The sequence below is a fragment of the Caulobacter sp. genome, from assembly GCF_017744445.1.
Classification (GTDB): domain Bacteria; phylum Pseudomonadota; class Alphaproteobacteria; order Caulobacterales; family Caulobacteraceae; genus Caulobacter.
The window spans coordinates 260,242-279,909 of sequence record NZ_JAGIBH010000003.1 but is presented as its reverse complement, the minus strand read 5'-3'; the positions used below and the strand labels follow the sequence as shown (position 1 = coordinate 279,909).

Here is a 19,668-nt window from a genome sequence, read left to right as displayed (position 1 = left end):
CTTCCACTTTCGGCTATCGCGCTCTGGCGGAAGGATCGTGCTAAACGTGGCCGCATGACGCTTGAATCTCGCCTGGATGACTGGAGCCGCGGTTGGCGCGGCCCTCTGTTCGCCGCCTTGGTGGCTTTGATCGCCGGCCTGCCCGGCCTGTTCGCCATGCCGCCGCTGGACCGCGACGAGAGCCGCTTCGCCCAGGCCACCTCGCAGATGCTCGAGACCGGCGACTACGTCGTCATCAAGTTCCAGGACCAGCCGCGCTTCAAGAAGCCGGTCGGCATCCACTGGCTGCAGGCCATGAGCGTCAAGGCGTTCTCCGACGCCGAGGACCGCCGGATCTGGGCCTATCGCCTGCCTTCGCTGCTGGGAGCCATGCTGGCGGCGGCGGCCGTCGCGTGGGGCGCTGCGGCCCTCTTTGATCCGCGCACCGGCCTGATCGCCGGCGGCATCCTGGGCGCGACCTTCCTGCTGTCGACCGAGGCCTTCATCGCCAAGACCGACGCGGCCCTGTGCGGCGGCACGACCCTGGCCATGGCGGCGCTGGCGCGCGTTTACGCCGCCCACCTGAAGGGCGAGACGGCGAACAAGTGGACCAAGCTGGCCTTCTGGCTGGGCCTGTCGGTGGCTGCTTTGATCAAGGGTCCGGTCGGCCTGCTGGTCGCCTTCCTGGCCCTGGCGGCCCTGGCGATCTGGGACCGCAAGGCCGCCTGGATGAAGGACCTGGGCTGGACCTGGGGCCTGATCCTGTTCTGCGCCATCTGCCTGCCGTGGGCGATGATGATCACCGTGGCCACCGACGGCGCCTTCTGGGGCACGGCGATCGGCGGCGACCTGGCCCCCAAGATGGCCGGCGGCCAGGAGGGGCACTCAGGCCCGTTCGGCTATCACACCCTGCTCGCCCCGCTGCTGTCGTTCCCGGCCACCCTGCTGCTGCCGGCGGGCCTCGTTTTGGGCTGGACCCGGCGCAAGGATCCGGGCGTGCGCTTTGCCCTGTGCTGGCTGATCCCGACCTGGCTGATGTTCGAGATCCTGCCGACCAAGCTGGTGCACTACGAACTGCCAGCCTACGGCGCCCTGGCCATGCTGATGGCGGCCGCCGTGCGCGAGCCGCTGGCCAAGTGGCCGCGCTGGATCGGGGCTGCCCTATCGGTGCTGATGGCCGCCCTGCTGGCCGCCGTCGCGATCTATGGCCAAGTGAAGTTCGGCGCGAAGAACGACCTGGTCTGGACCGTCCTGGCCGCGGGCCTGGCCTTAGGCGCCGGGGTCGCCGGCGCGTTCCTGCTGCTGCGTCATCACTCGGTGCGCGCCCTGGTCACCGCCGGGGTGCTGGGCGTCGGCGCCCACATCGCCCTGACCGCCGGCCTAATCCCGCGCCTGGAGCCCCTGTTCCTGTCCAAGGACATCGCCGACGCCCTGGACAAGGCGCGCCTGTCGCCGCGCTCGGGCGCCGCCGGCCCGGTGGCCCTGACCGGCTATTCCGAGCCCAGCCTGATCTTCCAGCTGGGCACCGCCACCGAGCTGACCGATGGCGAGGGCGCGGCCGACGCGGTCTCGGAAGGCCGCCCGGCCGTGGTCGAGAGCCGCGAGGAAAAGCCCTTCCGCGAGGCCATGACCGCCCTGGGCCTGACGCCGCGTCCGGTGTCAGTGATCGAGGGCCTGAACTATTCCGACGGCGACCAGGAGAAGCTCACCATCTATCGCGGCGAGCCCCAGATCGAAGAAGAGGAGCCCGCCCGATGAGCCGCTTCATCCAGATCGTCGAGGTCGGCCCGCGCGACGGCCTGCAGAACGAAAAGACCATCCTGTCGGTCGCCGACAAGCTGGACCTGATCCGCAAACTGGAAGCCGCCGGCGCCAAGCGCACCGAGGTCGTGTCGTTCGTGAACCCCAACCGCGTGCCGCAGATGGCCGGCGCGGAAGAGATCATGGACGCCCTGCCGTCTGACCGCGTCCACTCGCGCATCGGCCTCGTCTTGAACATGCGTGGCTGGGAGCGCTGCGTGTCGACCGGCTGCGACGAGGCCAATGTCGTGGTCTGCGCCTCGGACGGCTTCGGCGTCGCCAACCAGGGCGCCACGGTGCGCCAGCAGATCGACACCCTGGCCGCCATCGCCGAGCGCCAAGCCGTGGACGGCGGCCCGCCGATCACCGCGACCATCTCGGTGGCCTTCGGCTGCCCGTTCGACGGCGAGGTCGGCGAGGACCAGGTCGTCGCCATCGCCCGCGAGGCGGCCAGCCTGGGCGTCCCGGAGATCGCCATCGCCGACACCATTGGGGTGGCGGACCCGTGGGTCGTGACCAAGCGCATCGAGGCCGTCCGCGCCGCCGCGCCGGAGGCCCGCCTGCGCATGCACTTCCACGACACCCGCAACACGGGCCTGGCCAACGCCTATGCCAGCGTCCAGGCGGGCGTCGACGTGCTGGACGCCTCGGTCGGCGGCCTGGGCGGCTGTCCGTTCGCGCCGAACGCCACGGGCAATATCGGCACGGAAGATCTGGTCTACATGCTGGAACGGGCCGGCTTCGAGACGGGTTACGACCTGGCGGCCCTGATCGAGATCGGCCGCGACGTCAGCGCCAAGCTGGGCAAGGCCCCCGCCTCGTCCCTGGCCCGCGCCGGAGGCTTCCCCAAATGACCCGCCTGCCCGTCCTGCTGCTGCCCCTGGCCGTGACCGCCTGCGCGACCGCGCCAATGGCGGAGACGCCGGCCGGGCGCTGCGACGTGACGATCAAGTTTGCCAGCTACGGCGCGGGCATCGATCGCGAGCTGTCTGACAAGGTCGCGGCCAGCGTGAAGAGCGACCGCGACATCGCCGGCTCGCAGCGCCAGCCCTGGGGCCGCGAAGGCGAATACGATCTGTGCCTGACCGCCAAGGCCGGCAAAGGCGTGGCGGTCTACGAACGCTACAAGGCGATGCTGCCGGCCCGCAGCCTGAAGGCCCCGACCTCGATCGTCGGGCCCAACGGCGAGCGGTTCGAGTCGATCGGCCCGATGTAGCCGCCCTACTGGGCCAGCAATTTCGCCAGGTCGGCCTTCCAGAACTTCGCCGAGGTATGGGTGCCGTGGCCGCGCGTCTCGACCGAGGCCGGGATCAGCACGAAGCGCGCCTTGGGCATGCGTTTGACCATCTGCTCGGCCAGGCCCAGCTCGGGCGGGTTGATGAAGTCGTCGGCCGAGTTCACCCACAGCACCGGCACGGTGATCTTTTCCAGGTTCGGCGAGGGGTCGTAGTTGCGCGAGGCGTCCAGCCAGTAGAGCGCGTTGTTGGCCTCGTAATTGGCCGTCATGCGGGCAAAGGACTGGTCCAGCGCCTTTTCGGTCGCCTCTCGGGTCGGGAATTGCGCCTGCATCGCCATCGGATTGCCGCCGGCGATGATCTGCAGGTCGGCGGCGGCGCGGATGCCCAGCATGGGCTGGGTCGTATAGTTGCCGCCCATCCAGGCCGGATCGGCCTTGATCGCGTCGATCGCCATCTTGCGCCACATGCGGTTGCGACCGGCCAGGGCGACGGTGTTGCAGGCGAACGGCGCCAGGCGCTGGGCGAAGCCCGGATAGGTCTCGCCCCACACGAAGGCGTGCATGCAGCCCATCGAGGTGCCGAGGATCACCTTCAGGCTGGTCACGCCCAGGCCGTCGACCAGCAGCCTGTGCTGCAGGGCGACCATGTCGTCGTAGTCGTAGTGCGGAAACGCCATCCGCAGCCCGTCGCTGGGCTTGGACGAGGCGCCGTGGCCGATGTTGTCGGGCAGGATCACATAGGTCTTGGCCAGGTCGAACGGCTGGCCGGGGCCATAGAGTTCGTCGGCGAAGACCGGGGTCAGGAAGTTCTTCCCCGAGCCGCCGGTGCCGTGCAGCACCATCACCGCGTTGTCGATCTGGCCCTTGGCGTCGCGATGCGGCGTGCCCAGCGTGGTGTAGTGCAGCCGCACCTCGGCCAGCTTCTCGCCCGACTTGAAGGTGACGTCCTTGGCGATGAAGTCGCCTTCCTTGGTCGGCCACTCGGCGGCCTGGGCGGCGAACGGAAGGGTCAGGGCGAGCGCCAGCGCGGCGAGGATCGAGCGTTTCATGGGGCGCAACCCTAGGGGTTGGCCCAAAAACCGGTCAAGCTAGATCGCCAAGCTAGATGGGGCGTCCGGTCAGCTTCCACAGCAGCGGACGCGAAACGCTCATCAGCATGATAGCCGGCGCCAGCAAAACAGCCGCCGCGAACAGCTGCAGGCTGTCGGCGCGCTTGATGAAGTAGCGGGTCAGGCCCACGCCCTTGTGGAACTCGACCTTCAGCGGATGTTCCTGGCTGGTGTGGCCCAGGTGGACGACCTCGGCCTTGGGCTGGAACAGCACCTGGCCGCCGGCCCGGCGCGCGCGCCAGCACAGGTCGATGTCCTCGACATGCAGGAAATAGCCTTCGTCGAAGCCGCTGAGAGCCTCGAAGTCACGGCGACGCATGGCGAAGCAGGCGCCCGAGATGGTCGGCATCGGCACGGGCTTGCCCGGCAGCGGCTCGTTCTCGCGATGGATCTCGAAGCTGGCCAGGTTGGGGTGGCGACGGGTGAACTGGCCGAAGCTGAGCACCGTGCTCATCGGCGTGACGTCGCCGCGCCGGCCGCCGCGCTGCTCGGTGCCGTCGGTGTTCATCACCCGCGCGCCGACGATGGTCGGGGTCGGCTGGCCTTTGAACGCCGTGACCAGCGAGGCCACGCAGCCCGTCTGCAGGTTGGCGTCGGGATTGAGGAAGACGATGTACTCGCCGCCCGCCGTCGAGGCGCCCAGATTGGCGCCGCGCGCGAAGCCGATATTGCCGTGGCCCTGCTTGAGCACGACACGCGGCTCGGTCAGGGCCAGCGAGCGCAGCATGTCCTGGTCGCGATCGTCGGAGCCGTTGTCGACGATGACGAACTCGTCGACCAGCGGCTCGGCCAGCACGTGCTTGATGCTCTGCGCCAGCGCCTCTCCCGTCCGATAGACGACCATGACCACGGACACGTTCGGACGAGCCGGACGCGCGCCCACGGCGAGGGTCGAAACGGACGGGAGGATGCTGTTCATCAGGCGGTCGCGGCCTCCGGTGCGGGATTGGCGACGCCCAGGGCGCGCTTGACGTCCGGCGGCGTGGCGTCGTCCTTCAGGACGCGCAGCGCTTCCTCGAGCGAGAGCACGCTTTGGCCCTCGCTGCCGAGGCGACGCAGGGCCAGTTGCCCCGTTTCCGCTTCCTTACGTCCGACCACCGCGATCACAGGCACCTTTGCGAGGCTGTGCTCGCGAATCTTGTAGTTGATCTTTTCATTACGCAGATCCACTTCCGCGCGCATCCCCAGCTTCGTCAATTTCTCGACGACCTCCAGGGCGTACGGGTCGGCGTCGGACGTGATCGTGGCCACGACCACCTGCGTGGGCGCCAGCCATACCGGCAGCGAGCCCGCGTAGTTTTCCAACAGGATGCCGATGAAACGCTCGAAGGACCCCAAGATCGCCCGGTGAAGCATCACCGGACGCTTCTTCGAACCATCCTCCGAAACGTACTCGGCGTCCAATCGTTCCGGCAAAACGAAATCAAGTTGCAGCGTGCCGCACTGCCAAACTCGACCAATAGCGTCTTTTAGCGAGAACTCGAGCTTCGGGCCGTAGAAGGCGCCTTCACCTTCCTGCAGCACCAAGGTCTCACCGGCTGCCTCGGCAGCGGCCGAGAGAGCCGATTCTGCTTTATCCCAGACCTCATCCGTGCCGGCCCGCAGGTCCGGACGCGTGGAGAACTTGGTGTCAGCCAGCGTCATGCCCAGGTCGTTATAGACGCTGCGCAACAGTTCGATGAACTTGGCGCTTTCCTCCGTGACCTGCTCTTCGCGGCAGAAGATGTGGGCGTCGTCCTGAGTAAAGGCGCGCACCCGCATGATGCCGTGCATGGCGCCCGAGGGCTCGTAGCGGTGGCACGCGCCGAACTCGGCCATGCGCAGCGGCAGCTCGCGGTAGCTCTTCTGGCCGACGTTGAAGATCTGGATGTGGCCGGGGCAGTTCATCGGCTTGACGGCCAGGACCTCGCCCTCGGCGCTTTCGCACATGAACATGGCGTGGCCGAACTTCTCGGCGTGGCCCGACTTCTCCCACAGGCTCTTGTCGAGGATCTGGGGAGTCTTGACTTCCTTGTAGCCGGCCGCGTCCAGACGACGGCGCATGTAGTCTTCCAGCACGCGGTACAGGGCCCAACCCTTGGCGTGCCAGAACACCATGCCCTTGCCCTCTTCCTGGATGTGGAAGAGGTCCATCGTCTTGCCCAGCTTGCGGTGATCGCGACGCTCGGCTTCCTCAATGCGCTTCAGGTGCGCTTCCAGGTCGGCGTCCGAGGCCCAGCTCGTGCCGTAGATGCGCTGCAACTGGGCGTTGTTCTGGTCGCCGCGCCAGTAGGCGCCGGCCAGCTTCGTCAGCTTGAAGGCCTTGCCGACATGCTTGGTCGACGGCAGGTGCGGCCCGCGGCACAGGTCCTTCCAATTGCCCTGGCGGTAGACCGTGATCGTGTCCGTGCCCGGCAGGTCACGGATGATCTGGGCCTTGTACTGCTCGCCGATGCCGTCGAAGTGGGCGATGGCCTCTTCGCGGTCCCAGACCTCGCGCGTGATCTTCTCGTCGCGGTCGACGATCTCCTTCATGCGCTTTTCGATCGTTTCCAGATCGTCCAGGCTGAAGGGCTCCTCGCGCGCGAAGTCGTAGTAGAAGCCGTCCTCGACGTTCGGGCCGATCGTGACCTGCGTGCCGGGGAACAGCTCCTGCACGGCCTCGGCCAGCACGTGGGCCGTGTCGTGGCGGATGGTGTCGAGGGCTTCCGGAGCCTCGCGCGTCAGGATCTCGAACTTGCGCTCGCCCGTCAGCAGGTCAGGCGTCAGGGCGCGGTCCAGGTCCAGCACCTGGCCGTCCAGCTTGATCAGCAGCGCCTTCTTTTCCAGCGACTTGGAGATGGCCGCGGCGACGTCGCGCCCCGTCGAGCCATCGGGATACTGACGGGAGGAGCCGTCGGGGAAAACCAGATCGATCATTCTTCACATATCCACTTGCGTGGCTGGCTTGCCGGCGGGGGCGGGTCGTAGCCCGATCCACCTAACGGATTGCAGCGGCAAATCCGTCGCAACGCCAACCAGGAACCCTTGAGCGGGCCATGATCCTTGAGGGCGGCCGCCGCGTACTCCGAACAGCTCGGCGCGAAGCGGCACTGCCGCCCGATGAGGGGCGAGAGCGTCAACTTGTAGGCCCGAAGGCCCAAATCGACGGTGCGTTCGTAGAAGGTCATGCCTGCGCGCGACGCCTGTTAGTCCAGTAAAGTACTAACCCCCTGAGTGGGGCGATCAAGCCGCGCCGGCGGTGCTAGTTCGCGTTTCGCCGACGCCTGTGGCCTTCCGGACAGCCTCGACCGTCGCCTCGAACGCCAGCAGCGTCGAGGCGTGACGGGCGGGATAGTCCTTGACCGGCTCCAGCACGGCGAGCTCCGCAAAGCGGCCCGCGGGAGGCGAACCGTTCGTCTTCAGCATAGCGCGCAGAGAGTCGCGCGCCAACTCGATGTCGGAAAGTTCCGCTCCGACCACGTTCGCGCCCAGGATCGCGGCGGACGCCTGGCCCAGGGCGCAGGCCGAAACCTCCTGGGCGTAGTCGACGATCTTGCCGCCTTCGACCTTCACATCGACGACGATCCGGCTGCCGCACAGCTTGGCCGTCTTCTCGGCGCTGGCGTCGGGCGCGGGCAAGCGTCCCGCGCGCGGCATGTTGGCCACGAGCGTCAGGATCTTGGCGCTGTAGAGGTCGTCGATCATCGCGAACTTAAGATGGGGTCTTTTGGCGCTCGGCCCAAATGGCTTCGGCGCGATCGCGCACTGCCTCGCCCATTTCGGTGAAGGCGGCCTTCAGCTTGCGGCGCTCGTCGCGGGACACGAACCGCAGCAAGAGGCCCATGAACAGCTCGCCGTTCGAGAACGTCGAATTGCCCGGCCCCATGTTCTCGATCTCGAGATAACGGATCGCCGTGACGAACCCGCCCATCCGGCTGGAACGCCAGTGCAGCTGCTCGTACGGCACCCAGTCCTGGACGATCGGGGCGATGACCTTGGCCGGCTCGCCGGGCAGGTGCTGTTCCAGCGTCAGGGCCGTGCCGATCTTCATCTGGCCCTCGGCCCGGCGATAAAGCGGGTTCCACTCGTTCCAGGTCGAGAAGTCCGAGACCACGTCCCAGACGATCTCGGCGGGGGCCTGGATCCCGATGCGATGTTCGACGGCGCGTTTCATGGGGCGGTCCTTTATCACCACCGCTCCTGAGCGCTCAATCTCGCTTATCCCCTTATCCGCTCATCCCCGCGAAAGCGGGGACCCAAGCGGACTTTCCGCGCCAATAATGTTCATGATAAGTTCTGGTGATGGATCGGATGTTCGCCGTCTACATCCTCGCGAGTCGACCCTATGGCACGCTCTACTGCGGGCATACGGACGACCTTTCGCGTCGCGTTTGGGAGCATCGGGAAAAGATCCGCAAAGGCTTTACGGCGAAGTACAGCGTGGATCGCTTAGTCTGGTACGAACTTGGTGAGACCCGCGAGGGCGCGTTCGCGCGCGAGCGGCAGATCAAGAAATGGAACCGCGCTTGGAAGATCGAGCTGATCGAGACGCGGAATCCAGGTTGGACAGATCTGTACGAGACCCTGAACTGCTAGCCACGATCCCCGTTCTTTCCCCCAATCCGCTCATCCCCGCGAAAGCGGGGACCCAAGCCGAGTCAGCGGATTTCAGCTCGGCCTTGCAAGTCTCCGAGAGTCAGCTTGGGTCCCCGCTTTCGCGGGGATGAGCGGTATTTGGGAGGCTTGGGAAAAGACTAAAGGCCCTCAGTCCTTCATGCGCCACGTCGCGCCGCTCGGACCGTCCATGACCACCACGCCCAGGGCGTCCAGCTCGGCGCGGATGGCGTCGGCGGCGGGCCAGTCCTTGGCGGCGCGGGCGGCCAGGCGCTTGGCCAGCAGATCCTCGACCTGGGCCTTCAGCTCGTCGGAGGCGTCGCCTTCGAACCAGCTGTCCGGATCGGCCTGCAGGAAGCCCAGCAGGGCGCCGGCCTCGATCAGGCGGGCCTTGTTGGCGGCGATGGCGACGGTGTCGCCGGCCGTCACGGCCTTCTCGATCAGGCTCGACACCTCGAACAGGGTCGAGGCGGCCAGCGGCGTGTTGAGGTCGTCCATCAGGGCCGCGACCGTGTCGGCCGGCGCCTCCATCGCCTGGTCCATCGGCACGTCCTTGGCGCGGCGCAGGGCGCCGTACAGGCGGTCCAGCGACTTGCGCGACTGCTCGATCAGCTCGGGCGTCCAGTCCAGCGGCTGGCGGTAGTGGGCCGACAGCAGCGCCCAGCGGATCACCTCGCCCGGCACGGTCTGCAACAGCTCGTGCGGGATGACGACGTTGCCCAGGCTCTTGGACATCTTCTCCCCGGACATATCCAGGAAGCCGTTGTGCATCCAGTAGTTGGCCAGGACCGGCAGATCGTGAGCGCAGCGGCTCTGGGCCACTTCGTTCTCGTGGTGCGGGAAAGTCAGGTCGATGCCGCCGGCATGGATGTCGATGGTCTTGCCCAGCGCCTTGTCGATCATGGCCGAGCACTCGATGTGCCAGCCCGGACGGCCCGCGCCCCAGGGGCTGTCCCACTCGGGCTCGTTCTCCTTCGACGGTTTCCACAGCACGAAATCGGCGGCGTGGCGCTTGTAGGGGGCGACCTCGACGCGGGCGCCGGCGATCATCTCGTCCAGAGGACGACCCGACAGCTGGCCGTAGTCGGCGAAGCTCTGGGTGTCGAACAGCACGTGGCCCTCGGCGGCGTAGGCGCTGCCGTTCTCGACCAGCTTGCCGATCATCTCGACGATCGCGCCGATATGGTCGGTGGCCTTGGGCTCCAGGGTCGGCCGCAGCGCGCCCAGGGCGTCGGCGTCCTCGTGATAGGCGGCGAGGTAGCGGTCGGTGATGACCTTGATCTCGACGCCCTCGTCGGCGGCCTTCTTGTTGATCTTGTCGTCCACGTCCGTGACGTTGCGGGCATAGACCACCGCGTCCTCGCCATAGATGTGGCGCAGCACCCGGAACAGCACGTCGAAGGCCACGACGGGCCGGAAATTGCCGATGTGGGCATAGTTGTAGACCGTCGGACCGCAGACATACATCGTCACCCGCTTGGGATCGGCGGGAACGAAGTCGCGCTTCTCGCGCGCCATGGTGTCGTGGATCTTCAGGGTCATTGGGCCGCAGCAACCTAACGTAACGGAGGTGTTGCCCCGCGAAGGGGCCGGCCCCATATAGCTAGGACGCGCTCCGATCACCACGTCTGTTTGGTGGGGAAGGCGCGACGGGTGGCACGCGTAATTCCGGGGCGACAGGCGCTTCGGCGCAACTCAGCCCGGGAAGAACCCCTTCAAAACATGGACGCACTGACCCGCGAGCGAACCCTGATCGGTACTGAAGACGCCGGTCTTGATCTTGAACCCGCCCAGCGCCCCACCCGAGACGAGGCCATGGCCGCCGTCCGGACCCTGCTGGCCTGGGCCGGCGACAATCCCGACCGCGAAGGCCTGCTCGATACGCCCCAGCGCGTGGTCGACGCCTATGGCGAGTGGTTCGCCGGCTACCATGGCGACCCGGCCAAGGAACTCAGCCGCACCTTCGAGGACGTGCAGGGCTATGACGACATGGTCATGCTGCGCGGCATCGACGTGCAGAGCCACTGCGAGCACCACATGGCGCCGTTCCTGGGCAAGGCCTGGATCGCCTACATGCCGACCGGCAAGGTCGTCGGCCTGTCCAAGCTGGCCCGCCTGACCGAGATCTTCGCCAAGCGTCTCCAGACCCAGGAGACCATGACCATGCAGATCGCCGACGCCATCGAGGATCACCTCTCAGCCGCTGGCGTCGCCGTGCTGATCGACGCCGAGCATCAGTGCATGAGCACCCGCGGCGTCCACCACCACGACGTCTCGACCATCACCACCCAGTTCCGCGGCGTGTTCAAGACCGACAAGGTCCTGCAGCAGCGGTTCATGGATCTGGTGCGGAAGTAGTTTCGAGAACTTGCCCCCTCCGCGCTTCGCGCTCCTCCCCCGGAGGGGGAAGAAGGATCGGCGCGCACCTTCTGCCCCCTTCGGGGGCGGACGGTCTGCGTAGCAGGCCAGGTGGGGGCAAGTGACCGCCTAAGCCGCCGCCCGGATCCCCTCCCGGATCCGCGCCACGCACGCATCCACCGGCCGATGCACCAGCGTCACCAGGACAAAGCTAATCAGCATCAGCAGATACCAGGCGCCCATCTTCTCGAACGGCACCATGTGCCAGCCCTTGGCCTGGCTGGGATAAATCCAGGCCCCGGCGAAAGTGCCCAGGTTCTCGGCGAACCAGATAAACAGCGACACCAGCACCGCGCCCATCAGCATCGGCATGCGGCGCGCGACATGGTCAGGGGTGAACACAAACCAGGTCCGGCCGAACAGGATCGCCGACAGGGCGAACAGGCCGATCCGGAAGTCCATCATGTAGTGGTGGGTGAAGAAGTTGGCGTAGATCAGCACCGCCAGGATGTGCGTCGTCCAGAACGGCGGATACCGCACGAATGTGATGTCGAACAGCCGCCAGATGCGGGCGATATAGCTGCCGACGCAGGCGTACATAAAGCCGGTGAACAGCGGCACGCCGCCGATGCGTAAGAAGCTGGGCTCGGGATAGATCCACGAGCCGTGGGCGGTCTTGAACAGTTCCATCACCGTGCCGACGGCGTGGAACATGAAGATGACCAGCGCCTCGTCCCAGCGCTCCAGCTTCAGGGCCAGCAGCATGGCCTGGATGGCGACGGCGGCGATAACCAGGAAGTCGTAGCGCGCCAGCGGCGCGCCGGCCGGCCAGAACAGATGCGTGCCGACCAGCAGGGCCAGCATCAGGCCGCCGAACAGGCAGGCCCAGGCCTGCTTCAGTCCAAACAGCAGGAACTCGTAGGCATAGCCGTTCCAGCGCGACTTTCGCGCCCACGGCCTCGCCCTCTCGTCCAGCGCCGCCACGCCGGCCTTGATGCGGTCTTTCAGGTTCATCTCGTCCCCTACCGAGAAGGCGGGAAACTAGCGCAGCGGCCAGCCCTACGCCATATGTGGCGCCATGAGCACCGACCTGTTCCCCCAAGCCCACACCAAGCACGAGCTGGAGCGCGGCAACGCCCTGGCTCCCCGCTTCAACGCCGACGGCCTGGTCGTGGCGGTGGCCCAGCATGCCGACACCGGCGAGATCCTGATGCTGGCCTGGATGAACGACGAAGCCCTGAAGCTGACGGTCGAGACCGGCATCGCCCACTATTTCAGCCGTTCGCGGGGCGAGCTCTGGAAGAAGGGCGAGACCAGCGGCCAGCTGCAGGACGTGGTCGAGCTGCGGGTCGACTGCGACCAGGACGCTGTGCTGATCAAGGTGCGCCCGCGCGGCGACGGCGGCGCCTGTCACGTCGGCTTCCGCTCGTGCTTCTATCGGGTTCTGGAAGACGGACAGCTGGTCGAACGGGAAGCGCCAATTCATGACCACGACTGAAGCCCTCGTCGCCTTCACCCTGGCGGCCGGCCTGCTGACCCTGACGCCAGGCCTGGATACGGCGCTGGTCATCCGCACCGCTGCGGCCGAGGGGCCGAAGCGCGCCGTGGGCGCGGCGATCGGCATCGGGCTGGGCTGCCTGGTCTGGGGCGCGGCGGCGTCGTTCGGGGTCGGGGCGCTGCTGACGGCGTCGGAAGTCGCCTACACAGTGCTGAAGTGGGCCGGGGCGATCTACCTGGCCTGGACCGGGATCCGCATGATCATCAAGCCCCGCGACCAGTTCGAGCCCGGCGAGATGAAGTCCGTCGATGCCGGCCCGATCGCGGCGATGCGCCGGGGCCTCTTGACCAACCTGCTCAATCCCAAGGTCGGGATCTTCTACGTCTCGTTCCTGCCCCAGTTCATGCCCGCCGGCGTCGATCCGGCGCGGTTCGGACTGCTGCTGACCAGCATCCACGTCGTGGAGGGCTTGCTGTGGTTCGCGGCTTTGATCGCCGCGACGGTGCCGATCGCGGGCCTGCTGCGCGTGCCGGTGGTGGTCCAGTGGCTGGACCGCATCACCGGCAGCGTCTTCGTGGCGTTTGGGCTGCGGTTGGCGCTGGAGCGGCGCTGACCCCTCCACCGGCTTCGCCGGTCCCCCTCCCCCAACAGGGGGAGGAGAGATAACCCTCCGCCCCGCTTGGGGGCGGACAGACCTCGCGGAGCGAGGTCAGGTGGGGGCCTGTGCTGAACTAGCCTTCCTTCAGCGCCTCGACCCCACCGCCACTCGCCGGCGTCACCACGAACCGCTTCAGCACGCTGGCCTCATACTTGGTGTCCACGATCGTCGACACCGCGATCAGCTCGCCGGTCGCCTTGCCGTGCTCCAGGGTCAGCAGCAGATAGCCCTTGGCGCTGGGGTGGGCGTACTTCACTTCCTTGTTGCGCTGGACGAAGGCCTCGCCCAGCGGCACGCCGGGCAGGATGTCGCCATAGCCGGGCGAGGTCACCGACGTGGCGCCGAACTCGACCGCCACCCGCTTGTCGCCGGCGTCGTTCCACAGCTCGTTCACCCAGAACATATGGCTGTCGCCGGCCAGCACGATCGGGCGAGCCTGGGCCGCCGTAAGGATGTCGTAGACCCGCTGGCGATCGGCCGGATAGCCGTCCCAGGCGTCCAGGTTCGAGGGGATGTCGTGGGCCGACATGGCGTCCGACAGCGCCACGCGCTTCTTGGCATAGTCAGGCAGCTTGGCCAGCAGGCCCTGGAACGCTTCCTGCCCCATGGTCTTGGACAGGCTGGGCGGCGCGACGCGGGCCATGACCACCTGGTTGCCCAGCACCTGCCAGGCCGTCCCGGCCTTGGTCGAGGCGCCGACCTGACCGGCCAGCCACTGCTCCTGCTTCTCGCCCATCATCCGGTGGGCGGGGTCCTTCCACTTGGCGGTGAAGGCGGCCAGGTCCGGCTTGCCATCGACCATCGGCAGGTCGACGTCGTAGTCCAGCTCCTGGGTGCGGCCCGTCAGGCGGGTCTCGACCATCAACAGGCTGGCGACGTCGCCGAACTGGAAGTCGCGCCAGGCGGCCTCGGGCAGGGTCCCCGCCGCGGCCTCGCGGATCGGCATCCACTCGTAATAGGCCTTCAGCGCCGCGGCCTTGCGCGCGGCCCAGTCGCCCTCGGTCTTGGGATCGTGGTTCTCGGCCCCGCCGATCCAGCTGTCATTGGCCGTTTCGTGGTCGTCCCAGACCACGATCCACGGCGCGCGGGCGTGGGCCGCCTGCAAGGCCGGATCGGTCTTGTACTGGGCGTGACGGGCGCGGTAGTCGGCCAGGCTGACGATCTCGTGGATCGGCTCTGGCACGCGCGCCTTGGCCACCGGCGAGTTCATGCCGTAGTCCTTGGGACCACCGCCATACTCGTAGATGTAGTCGCCCAGGTGCAGCACCGCGTCGACGCGATCCAGCTTGGCGATGGCGTCATAGGCGTTGAAGTAGCCGTTCGGATGCAGGCTGCACGAGGTCACGGCCAGGACGACGTCCTGGGTCTTGCCGGCCGGCAGGGTGCGCGTGCGGCCGACCGGCGAGGTCACGCCATTGGCCTTGAAGCGGTAGAAGTACTCTGTCGCTGGCTTCAGCCCCTGGCCGTCCAGGTCGTGCTTGACCGTCCAGTCGGCGCTGGCCTTGGCGCGCAGGGTGCGGCTGGACGCGACGATGGTCTTAAAGTCCGGATCGGCGGCGACGTCGAGTTGGACTTCGATGTCGCCGGCGGGCTGCTGCTTGGGCGTCACCCGGGTCCAGAAGATCGCGTAGGTCGTACCGGGATCGCCGCTGGCCACCCCGTGCTCGAAGGCCACCGGGCCCTTGTACCAGTTAATCGGCTGAGCGACGGCCTCGCCGGCGGCTGCGCCCGACAGGCCCAAGAGGCCCAGAACCTTACGACGGTCGATCTTCATGAGGCGGCCCTCCGGTAAGCGTACGAGAATGGAAAAGGAATGGCTCGCGGGCCATCCCCAAAACCCGACTTCCCGGCGAAAGCCGGGACTCAGATCCCAAAGCGTCTGGGCTGATTGGAAGAGCGCTGAGCTGATGGCGTCAGCCCCAGCGCTCTTCCATCTGGGCCCCGGCTTTCGCCGGGGAAACGGTGATGGCTTTAGCGACGGAACGTCACCCCGATCCCCATGAAGCGCGGCTTGCCGGCGATGAAGGTCGGGATGCCAAAGCTGTCGCCGGTGTTGCCGGCGTCCTTCAGGTAGCGCTCGTCAGCCAGGTTCTCGACGAAGGCCTCGACCTTCCAGCTGTCGTCCACGGCGCCGAAGCCGACGCGGACATTGGCCAGGCCGTAGGCCGACTGGAACTCGTCGACCTTGGTGTCGGGGAACAGGCCGGCCGACTGCAGGTCAGAGCGGTCGTTGTCGTCGTCGAAGAACATCTTCGAGCGCCAGGTGTAGGTCGGGGTGAAGGTCAGCTTGCCGCCCAGGGCCTCGCGGCTGAACGCGGCGCCGACCGAGAAGGTCTGGTCGGGCGACAGGCGGAAGTGGTTGCCTTCGCGCAGGCCGCTTTCCAGGCGGGCGTGGTTGTAGGCGTAGGTGCCGAACAGGGTCCAGAACTCGCCGGCCTGGACGCGGGCCTCGCCCTCGAAGCCGTAGGCCTTGGCCTTGCCGGCGTTCAAGGTCACGACCTGCGCGCCCTGGCGGAAGCTGGTGGCGAAGTTGTCGTAGTCGTAGCGGAACACCGAGCCCGACAGGAACAGGCGGCCGTCCAGCAGCTTACCCTTGGCGCCGGCCTCGACGCTGTTGACCTCTTCGGCGGCGACGACGTTGAAGCGGGCGGGACCCATCGCCACCGCCGGAGCGCTGGTCGAGATCACGTCCGGGCGGCGGCCGCGGGCGTACGAGGCGTAGAAGCTCAAGTCTTCCGACGCGGCGTAGCGACCGACCAGGCGCCAGGTCAGACCACTGTCGTCGATCTTCTTGGAGAAGGTGTCGCCATTGTTGGCGGTCGGCTGGGCGATCAGGCCGACCATCGGCAGGGCGGCGCTGTTCACCGCGCCCGGCTGGGCGGCCAGGAACAGGTTGGTCGGGGTCGGGGCCGCCAGCAGGATGCCCAGGATCGAGCGGCCGTTATCGACGCTCGAGCGATAGGCGGCTTCACGGTCTTCGCTGGTGTAGCGGATGCCAGCGGTGATCTCGAACTTGTCGGTCAGCTTGAACGTGCCGTCGGCATAGACGTCGTAGGCGGTGTTCTCGCTGGAATTGGCGAAGGTCTCGCGGTGGATCGGCTTCAGGTTCGACACCAGACCCGGCGCCAGGCTGGCGGGGATGCCGAAGCCCAGTTGCAGCACGGTGGCCAGATAGGCCGGGTTGGTCAGCACGGCCAGCGGCTGCGGGTTGGGGCGGCTGATGCCCAGCGGGGTATTGCCGGCCAGCAGGGCCAGCACCAGGCGCTCGTCGAACTGGCCGGGGATGCGCCACGAGCCGGTCTCGTGGAAATAGTTGGCGCCGACGAAGCCCGAGAAACGGCCGCCGTTGTCGTAGCGCAGGCGCAGTTCCTGGCTCTGCTGGCGACCTTGCGCGTCCTCGGCGAAGGTCAGGATCGGCAGGCTCGCGCCGTCCGGATCGAACACTTCCACCGAGTGGAAGGCGCGCGAGGCGGTGATCGACGACAGGGTCAGGCTGTCGTTCAGGCGCCAGTCGACCAGGGCGGTCAGGCCATAGACCTTGCGGTCCAGGCCCAGCGGCTTGCCGCCTTCGAAGCCCGCGCCCGGCGACAGGGTCGCGGCCGAGCCGACCTCGGTATTGCCCAGGACTTCGCCGGTGAGCGGATTGGTCGGGTTGAAGGTGTGGCTCTTGAACGAGGTGCCGCTGGTGTCGTCGACTTGGTAGTTGCCGATCAGGTCGATCTTCAGCGGGCCGGGCTCCAGGTGATAGGCCAGCCGCACGGCTTTCGTGTCGGTCGAGTTGAAGGCGTCGCCGCCGGCCGCGTCCTTGACGTAGCCGTCGTTCTGGCGCGTGCGAGCGGCGATGCGCAGGGCCTGGCCATTGCCGAACGCGAAATTGACCATGGCCTCGCCGACGGCGTAGCCGCCCGTGCCGCCCTCGGCCTTGGCGGCCCAGTCGAAGTCGGCCGGATTGGCCTTGTTCTGCACCAGGTTCACCGCACCGATCAGGGCGCCGCGGCCAAACAGGGTCGATTGCGGGCCCTTGGCTACCTCGACCCGCTCCATGTCGAACAGCTCTACATACGAGCCGCGCGAGCGCGAGATCGGCACGCCGTCCTGGAAGATCGAGACGCGGGTCTCGTCGGTGGCCGAACCCGAGTCCGAGGTGATGCCGCGCATCACGAAGCCGGAATTGTTGTTCGACTGGTTCTGGACGAGGAAGCCGGGGGTGAAGGCCGACAGCTCGTCGAACGCCTTGACGCCGATGGCCTCCAGGAACTTGCCCGAATAGGCGGTCACCGCGATCGGCACTTCGACCGGGTCCTGGGCGTGCTTCTGGGCCGTGATGACCAGCTCGCCCAGGTTGGTGGCCTGCTCGTTGTTGGCGGCCGGCGTTTCATCCGCGGCGAAGGCCGGAGCGGCGGCGACCAGGGCCAGCAGGCTGGCGGTCAACAGGGTGGTGGTGCGGAAAGCGCGCATGGACTATCCCCCAAAGATACAAACTCGACCTCGGCCGTAGGCATGGCCGGTGTCGACGACGCGACGGACCTGTGAAGGAGCGATGAAACCCCCGGTGGATGGCGTGGACGAAACTCTGGATGACGACATCCTGGGCGCCGATGCTCCAGAGGCGGACGACGGCGAGCGCCTGGCTGCCGACCTGACCGAAAGCCTGGCCGGCCAGCGCTTGGACAAGGTGCTGGCCCCGCTATTTCCGGATATTTCCCGCGCCCGCCTGCAGGCCCTGATCGGCGAGGGCCGCCTGACCCTGGACGGCCAGCCGGTCACCGACGCCTCGCGCAAGGCCAAGGCCGGGACCTATACGCTGACCGTCCCGCCGCCGGCCCCGGCCGATCCGGAAGCGCAGGCCCTGCCGCTGGCTATCCTCTATGAGGACGCGCACCTGATCGTGGTCGACAAGGCCGCCGGCATGGCCGTCCATCCCGGTCCCGGCACGCCCGACGGCACCCTGGTCAACGCCCTGCTGCACCACTGCGGCGACAGCCTGTCGGGCGTGGGCGGGGTGGCGCGGCCGGGCATCGTCCACCGCCTGGACAAGGACACCTCTGGCGTCATGGTCGCGGCCAAGAGCGACGTGGCCCACCAGGGCCTGTCCAAGCTGTTCTCGACCCACGACATCGACCGGCTGTACGTCGCCCTGACCCGCGGCGCGCCCTCGCCCGCCGCCGACACCATCGAGACCCAGATCGGCCGCTCGCCCGGCGATCGCAAGAAGATGGCCGTGCTGCGCTCGGGCGGCCGGACGGCCATCACGCACTATCGCGTCGAAGCGGTGTTCGGGCCGCAGGACAAGCCCTTGGCCGCGCGCGTCGCCTGCCGGCTGGAGACCGGCCGCACCCACCAGATCCGCGTCCACATGGCCAGCAAGGGCAGCCCGTGCCTGGCCGACCCCGTCTACGGCGCCAGCCAGCCGGCCCAGGCGGTGCGCGAGATGATCGCGGCGGCGGGCCTCAAACGCCAGGCGCTGCACGCGGCGGTGCTGGGCTTCGTGCATCCGGTGACGGGCGAGACCCTGCGGTTCGAGACCCCCCTGCCCGCCGACATGGCGGCCTTGCAGGCCGACCTGGAAACCCTCTGATCACAGCCCATATCCTGAAGACGGGCCAAGCTTGCCAGGCGGCAACAAAAGCGCCCTAATTGCGCTGGCTTGGCGCTCTAGGGTGTCAGCCCTGTCATCGTGGAGCGTACCATGCGGCCCTATCTCGCGATCATCGCTCTTGGCGCCGCATTGGCGGGTCCCGCCCTGGCCGCGCCGGCCGACGACGAAGTCATCGCCACCGCCCAGGCCAAGCCCAGCGCCGAGGCCCTGGCCGCCCAGGCGCCGCCGGCTCCGGTCCCGACGACCACCGCCGCGCCGCTGACCACCCAGCAGCAGATCGACAACTTCATCTACCACTCGCCGCCGATGGACGACGAACATCGCGGCATCCTGCCGGCCGGCCTCTCGGATGATGACCGCGACGCGGACGGCAAGCGCAAGGTCCACGGCTCGATGGGCGTGTCGGTCGGCACCGGCGGCTATCGCAGCGGCTATGCCAGCGCCCTGATCCCGGTGGGCGAGAGCACGACGGTCGGCATCGCCGTCTCCAAGACCGACTTCGGCAAACGCGGCGGCTACTATGCCGACCCGTACTATGGCGGCGGTGGCTACTACGGCGGCTTTGGTACCGGATATGGGTACGGCCCGGGTTATGGCCGCACGCGCGGCGGTTCGCAGCAATCGGTCGCTTTGTCGGTGATGACGGGCAACGCCAGCCGCTCGGGCGACGCCCCGGACGGCTGCGCGCCCGGATTCCGCGACGGCGGGCGCTATGTCGAGCCGCTTTGGGTCGACGGCATGCGCGACGGCGCACACCCCTGCTCGGCCGCCGCGTCTCGATAATCCGTCGCAAATCCGTCGAAAGCGTCGCCGCTGTTCGCGGATGTTTAACGGCTTGGCGGCCATGTTGCCGGC

At 67.5% G+C, this 19,668-nt stretch carries 19 protein-coding genes and 1 pseudogene; 9 read left to right on the top strand and 11 right to left on the bottom strand.

The window, feature by feature from the left end:
• Positions 1-54 precede the first annotated feature (54 nt).
• The 3 genes from J7528_RS06415 to J7528_RS06405 are packed head-to-tail and all read left to right on the top strand — an operon-like array spanning position 55 to position 2,995.
• Positions 55-1,737 carry a glycosyltransferase family 39 protein gene (locus J7528_RS06415; RefSeq protein WP_291872108.1) on the top strand — a complete coding sequence of 561 codons (1,683 nt, stop codon included), beginning with the start codon at positions 55-57 and terminating at the stop codon, positions 1,735-1,737.
• Entirely contained in the window at positions 1,734-2,633 is a 900-nt protein-coding gene (locus tag J7528_RS06410; RefSeq protein WP_291872107.1) for a hydroxymethylglutaryl-CoA lyase, read from the top strand. Before J7528_RS06415 ends, J7528_RS06410 begins: the two co-directional genes overlap by 4 nt.
• Entirely contained in the window at positions 2,630-2,995 is a 366-nt protein-coding gene (locus J7528_RS06405; RefSeq protein WP_291872106.1) for a hypothetical protein, read from the top strand. The genes J7528_RS06410 and J7528_RS06405 overlap by 4 nt, the downstream gene beginning before the upstream one ends.
• Before the next feature lie 5 nt (positions 2,996-3,000).
• Here the strand turns inward: J7528_RS06405 and J7528_RS06400 are convergent, their stop codons facing one another.
• From J7528_RS06400 to J7528_RS06375, 6 genes are read right to left on the bottom strand one after another with little or no spacing between them, the layout of a single operon-like run.
• The gene (locus J7528_RS06400; RefSeq protein WP_291872105.1) at positions 3,001-4,065 is read right to left on the bottom strand and encodes an alpha/beta fold hydrolase; all 1,065 of its coding nucleotides are present in this window, start codon (positions 4,063-4,065) and stop codon (positions 3,001-3,003) included.
• A gap of 52 nt (positions 4,066-4,117) precedes the next feature.
• Positions 4,118-5,044: a glycosyltransferase family 2 protein gene (locus J7528_RS06395; protein ID WP_291872104.1), complete on the bottom strand. Its 927-nt coding sequence runs from the start codon at positions 5,042-5,044 to the stop codon at positions 4,118-4,120.
• A complete protein-coding gene (gene thrS, locus J7528_RS06390; protein ID WP_291872103.1) occupies positions 5,044-7,023 on the bottom strand; it encodes a threonine--tRNA ligase in 1,980 nt (659 codons plus the stop codon). The genes J7528_RS06395 and thrS overlap by 1 nt, the downstream gene beginning before the upstream one ends.
• Entirely contained in the window at positions 7,020-7,274 is a 255-nt protein-coding gene (gene yidD / locus J7528_RS06385; RefSeq protein WP_291872102.1) for a membrane protein insertion efficiency factor YidD, read from the bottom strand. Before yidD ends, thrS begins: the two co-directional genes overlap by 4 nt.
• 55 nt (positions 7,275-7,329) lie before the next feature.
• Complete coding sequence (locus J7528_RS06380; RefSeq protein WP_291872101.1) at positions 7,330-7,791, bottom strand: iron-sulfur cluster assembly scaffold protein; 462 nt, start codon at positions 7,789-7,791, stop codon at positions 7,330-7,332.
• A 7-nt stretch (positions 7,792-7,798) separates the two neighbouring features.
• Positions 7,799-8,260: an SRPBCC domain-containing protein gene (locus tag J7528_RS06375; RefSeq protein WP_291872100.1), complete on the bottom strand. Its 462-nt coding sequence runs from the start codon at positions 8,258-8,260 to the stop codon at positions 7,799-7,801.
• Positions 8,261-8,397: 137 nt separating this feature from the next.
• Between J7528_RS06375 and J7528_RS06370 the strand changes: the two genes are divergently transcribed.
• Positions 8,398-8,682: a GIY-YIG nuclease family protein gene (locus J7528_RS06370; RefSeq protein WP_291872099.1), complete on the top strand. Its 285-nt coding sequence runs from the start codon at positions 8,398-8,400 to the stop codon at positions 8,680-8,682.
• 168 nt (positions 8,683-8,850) lie between these two features.
• Here the strand turns inward: J7528_RS06370 and cysS are convergent, their stop codons facing one another.
• On the bottom strand, positions 8,851-10,242 hold the full coding sequence (cysS, locus tag J7528_RS06365) for a cysteine--tRNA ligase (RefSeq protein ID WP_291872098.1): 1,392 nt from the start codon (positions 10,240-10,242) through the stop codon (positions 8,851-8,853).
• A 180-nt stretch (positions 10,243-10,422) separates the two neighbouring features.
• Between cysS and folE the strand changes: the two genes are divergently transcribed.
• Positions 10,423-11,058 (top strand): GTP cyclohydrolase I FolE, encoded by a 636-nt coding sequence (gene folE, locus J7528_RS06360; RefSeq protein WP_291872097.1) that lies wholly within the window; start codon positions 10,423-10,425, stop codon positions 11,056-11,058.
• 13 nt (positions 11,059-11,071) lie between these two features.
• Here the strand turns inward: folE and J7528_RS06355 are convergent.
• A pseudogene (locus tag J7528_RS06355) lies at positions 11,072-11,183 on the bottom strand (hypothetical protein); the annotation flags it as partial.
• Between the two features lie 4 nt (positions 11,184-11,187).
• Positions 11,188-12,072, bottom strand: coding sequence for a DUF817 domain-containing protein (locus J7528_RS06350; protein ID WP_291872096.1), 885 nt, complete (start codon positions 12,070-12,072; stop codon positions 11,188-11,190).
• A 64-nt stretch (positions 12,073-12,136) separates the two neighbouring features.
• Between J7528_RS06350 and hisI the strand changes: the two genes are divergently transcribed.
• A complete protein-coding gene (hisI, locus tag J7528_RS06345; RefSeq protein ID WP_291872095.1) occupies positions 12,137-12,556 on the top strand; it encodes a phosphoribosyl-AMP cyclohydrolase in 420 nt (139 codons plus the stop codon).
• Complete coding sequence (locus tag J7528_RS06340) at positions 12,543-13,169, top strand: LysE family translocator (RefSeq protein WP_291872094.1); 627 nt, start codon at positions 12,543-12,545, stop codon at positions 13,167-13,169. The genes hisI and J7528_RS06340 overlap by 14 nt, the downstream gene beginning before the upstream one ends.
• 118 nt (positions 13,170-13,287) lie before the next feature.
• Here J7528_RS06340 and J7528_RS06335 read toward each other — a convergent pair whose 3' ends face one another.
• Entirely contained in the window at positions 13,288-14,988 is a 1,701-nt protein-coding gene (locus J7528_RS06335) for an alkaline phosphatase D family protein (protein WP_291872093.1), read from the bottom strand.
• A 197-nt stretch (positions 14,989-15,185) separates the two neighbouring features.
• Positions 15,186-17,672: a TonB-dependent receptor gene (locus tag J7528_RS06330; protein ID WP_291872092.1), complete on the bottom strand. Its 2,487-nt coding sequence runs from the start codon at positions 17,670-17,672 to the stop codon at positions 15,186-15,188.
• A gap of 94 nt (positions 17,673-17,766) precedes the next feature.
• On the opposite strand from J7528_RS06330, the gene J7528_RS06325 reads away from it, so the two are divergent.
• On the top strand, positions 17,767-18,792 hold the full coding sequence (locus J7528_RS06325) for an RluA family pseudouridine synthase (RefSeq protein WP_291872168.1): 1,026 nt from the start codon (positions 17,767-17,769) through the stop codon (positions 18,790-18,792).
• A gap of 111 nt (positions 18,793-18,903) precedes the next feature.
• Positions 18,904-19,596, top strand: coding sequence for a hypothetical protein (locus tag J7528_RS06320; protein WP_291872091.1), 693 nt, complete (start codon positions 18,904-18,906; stop codon positions 19,594-19,596).
• The last annotated feature ends 72 nt before the right edge of the window (positions 19,597-19,668 follow it).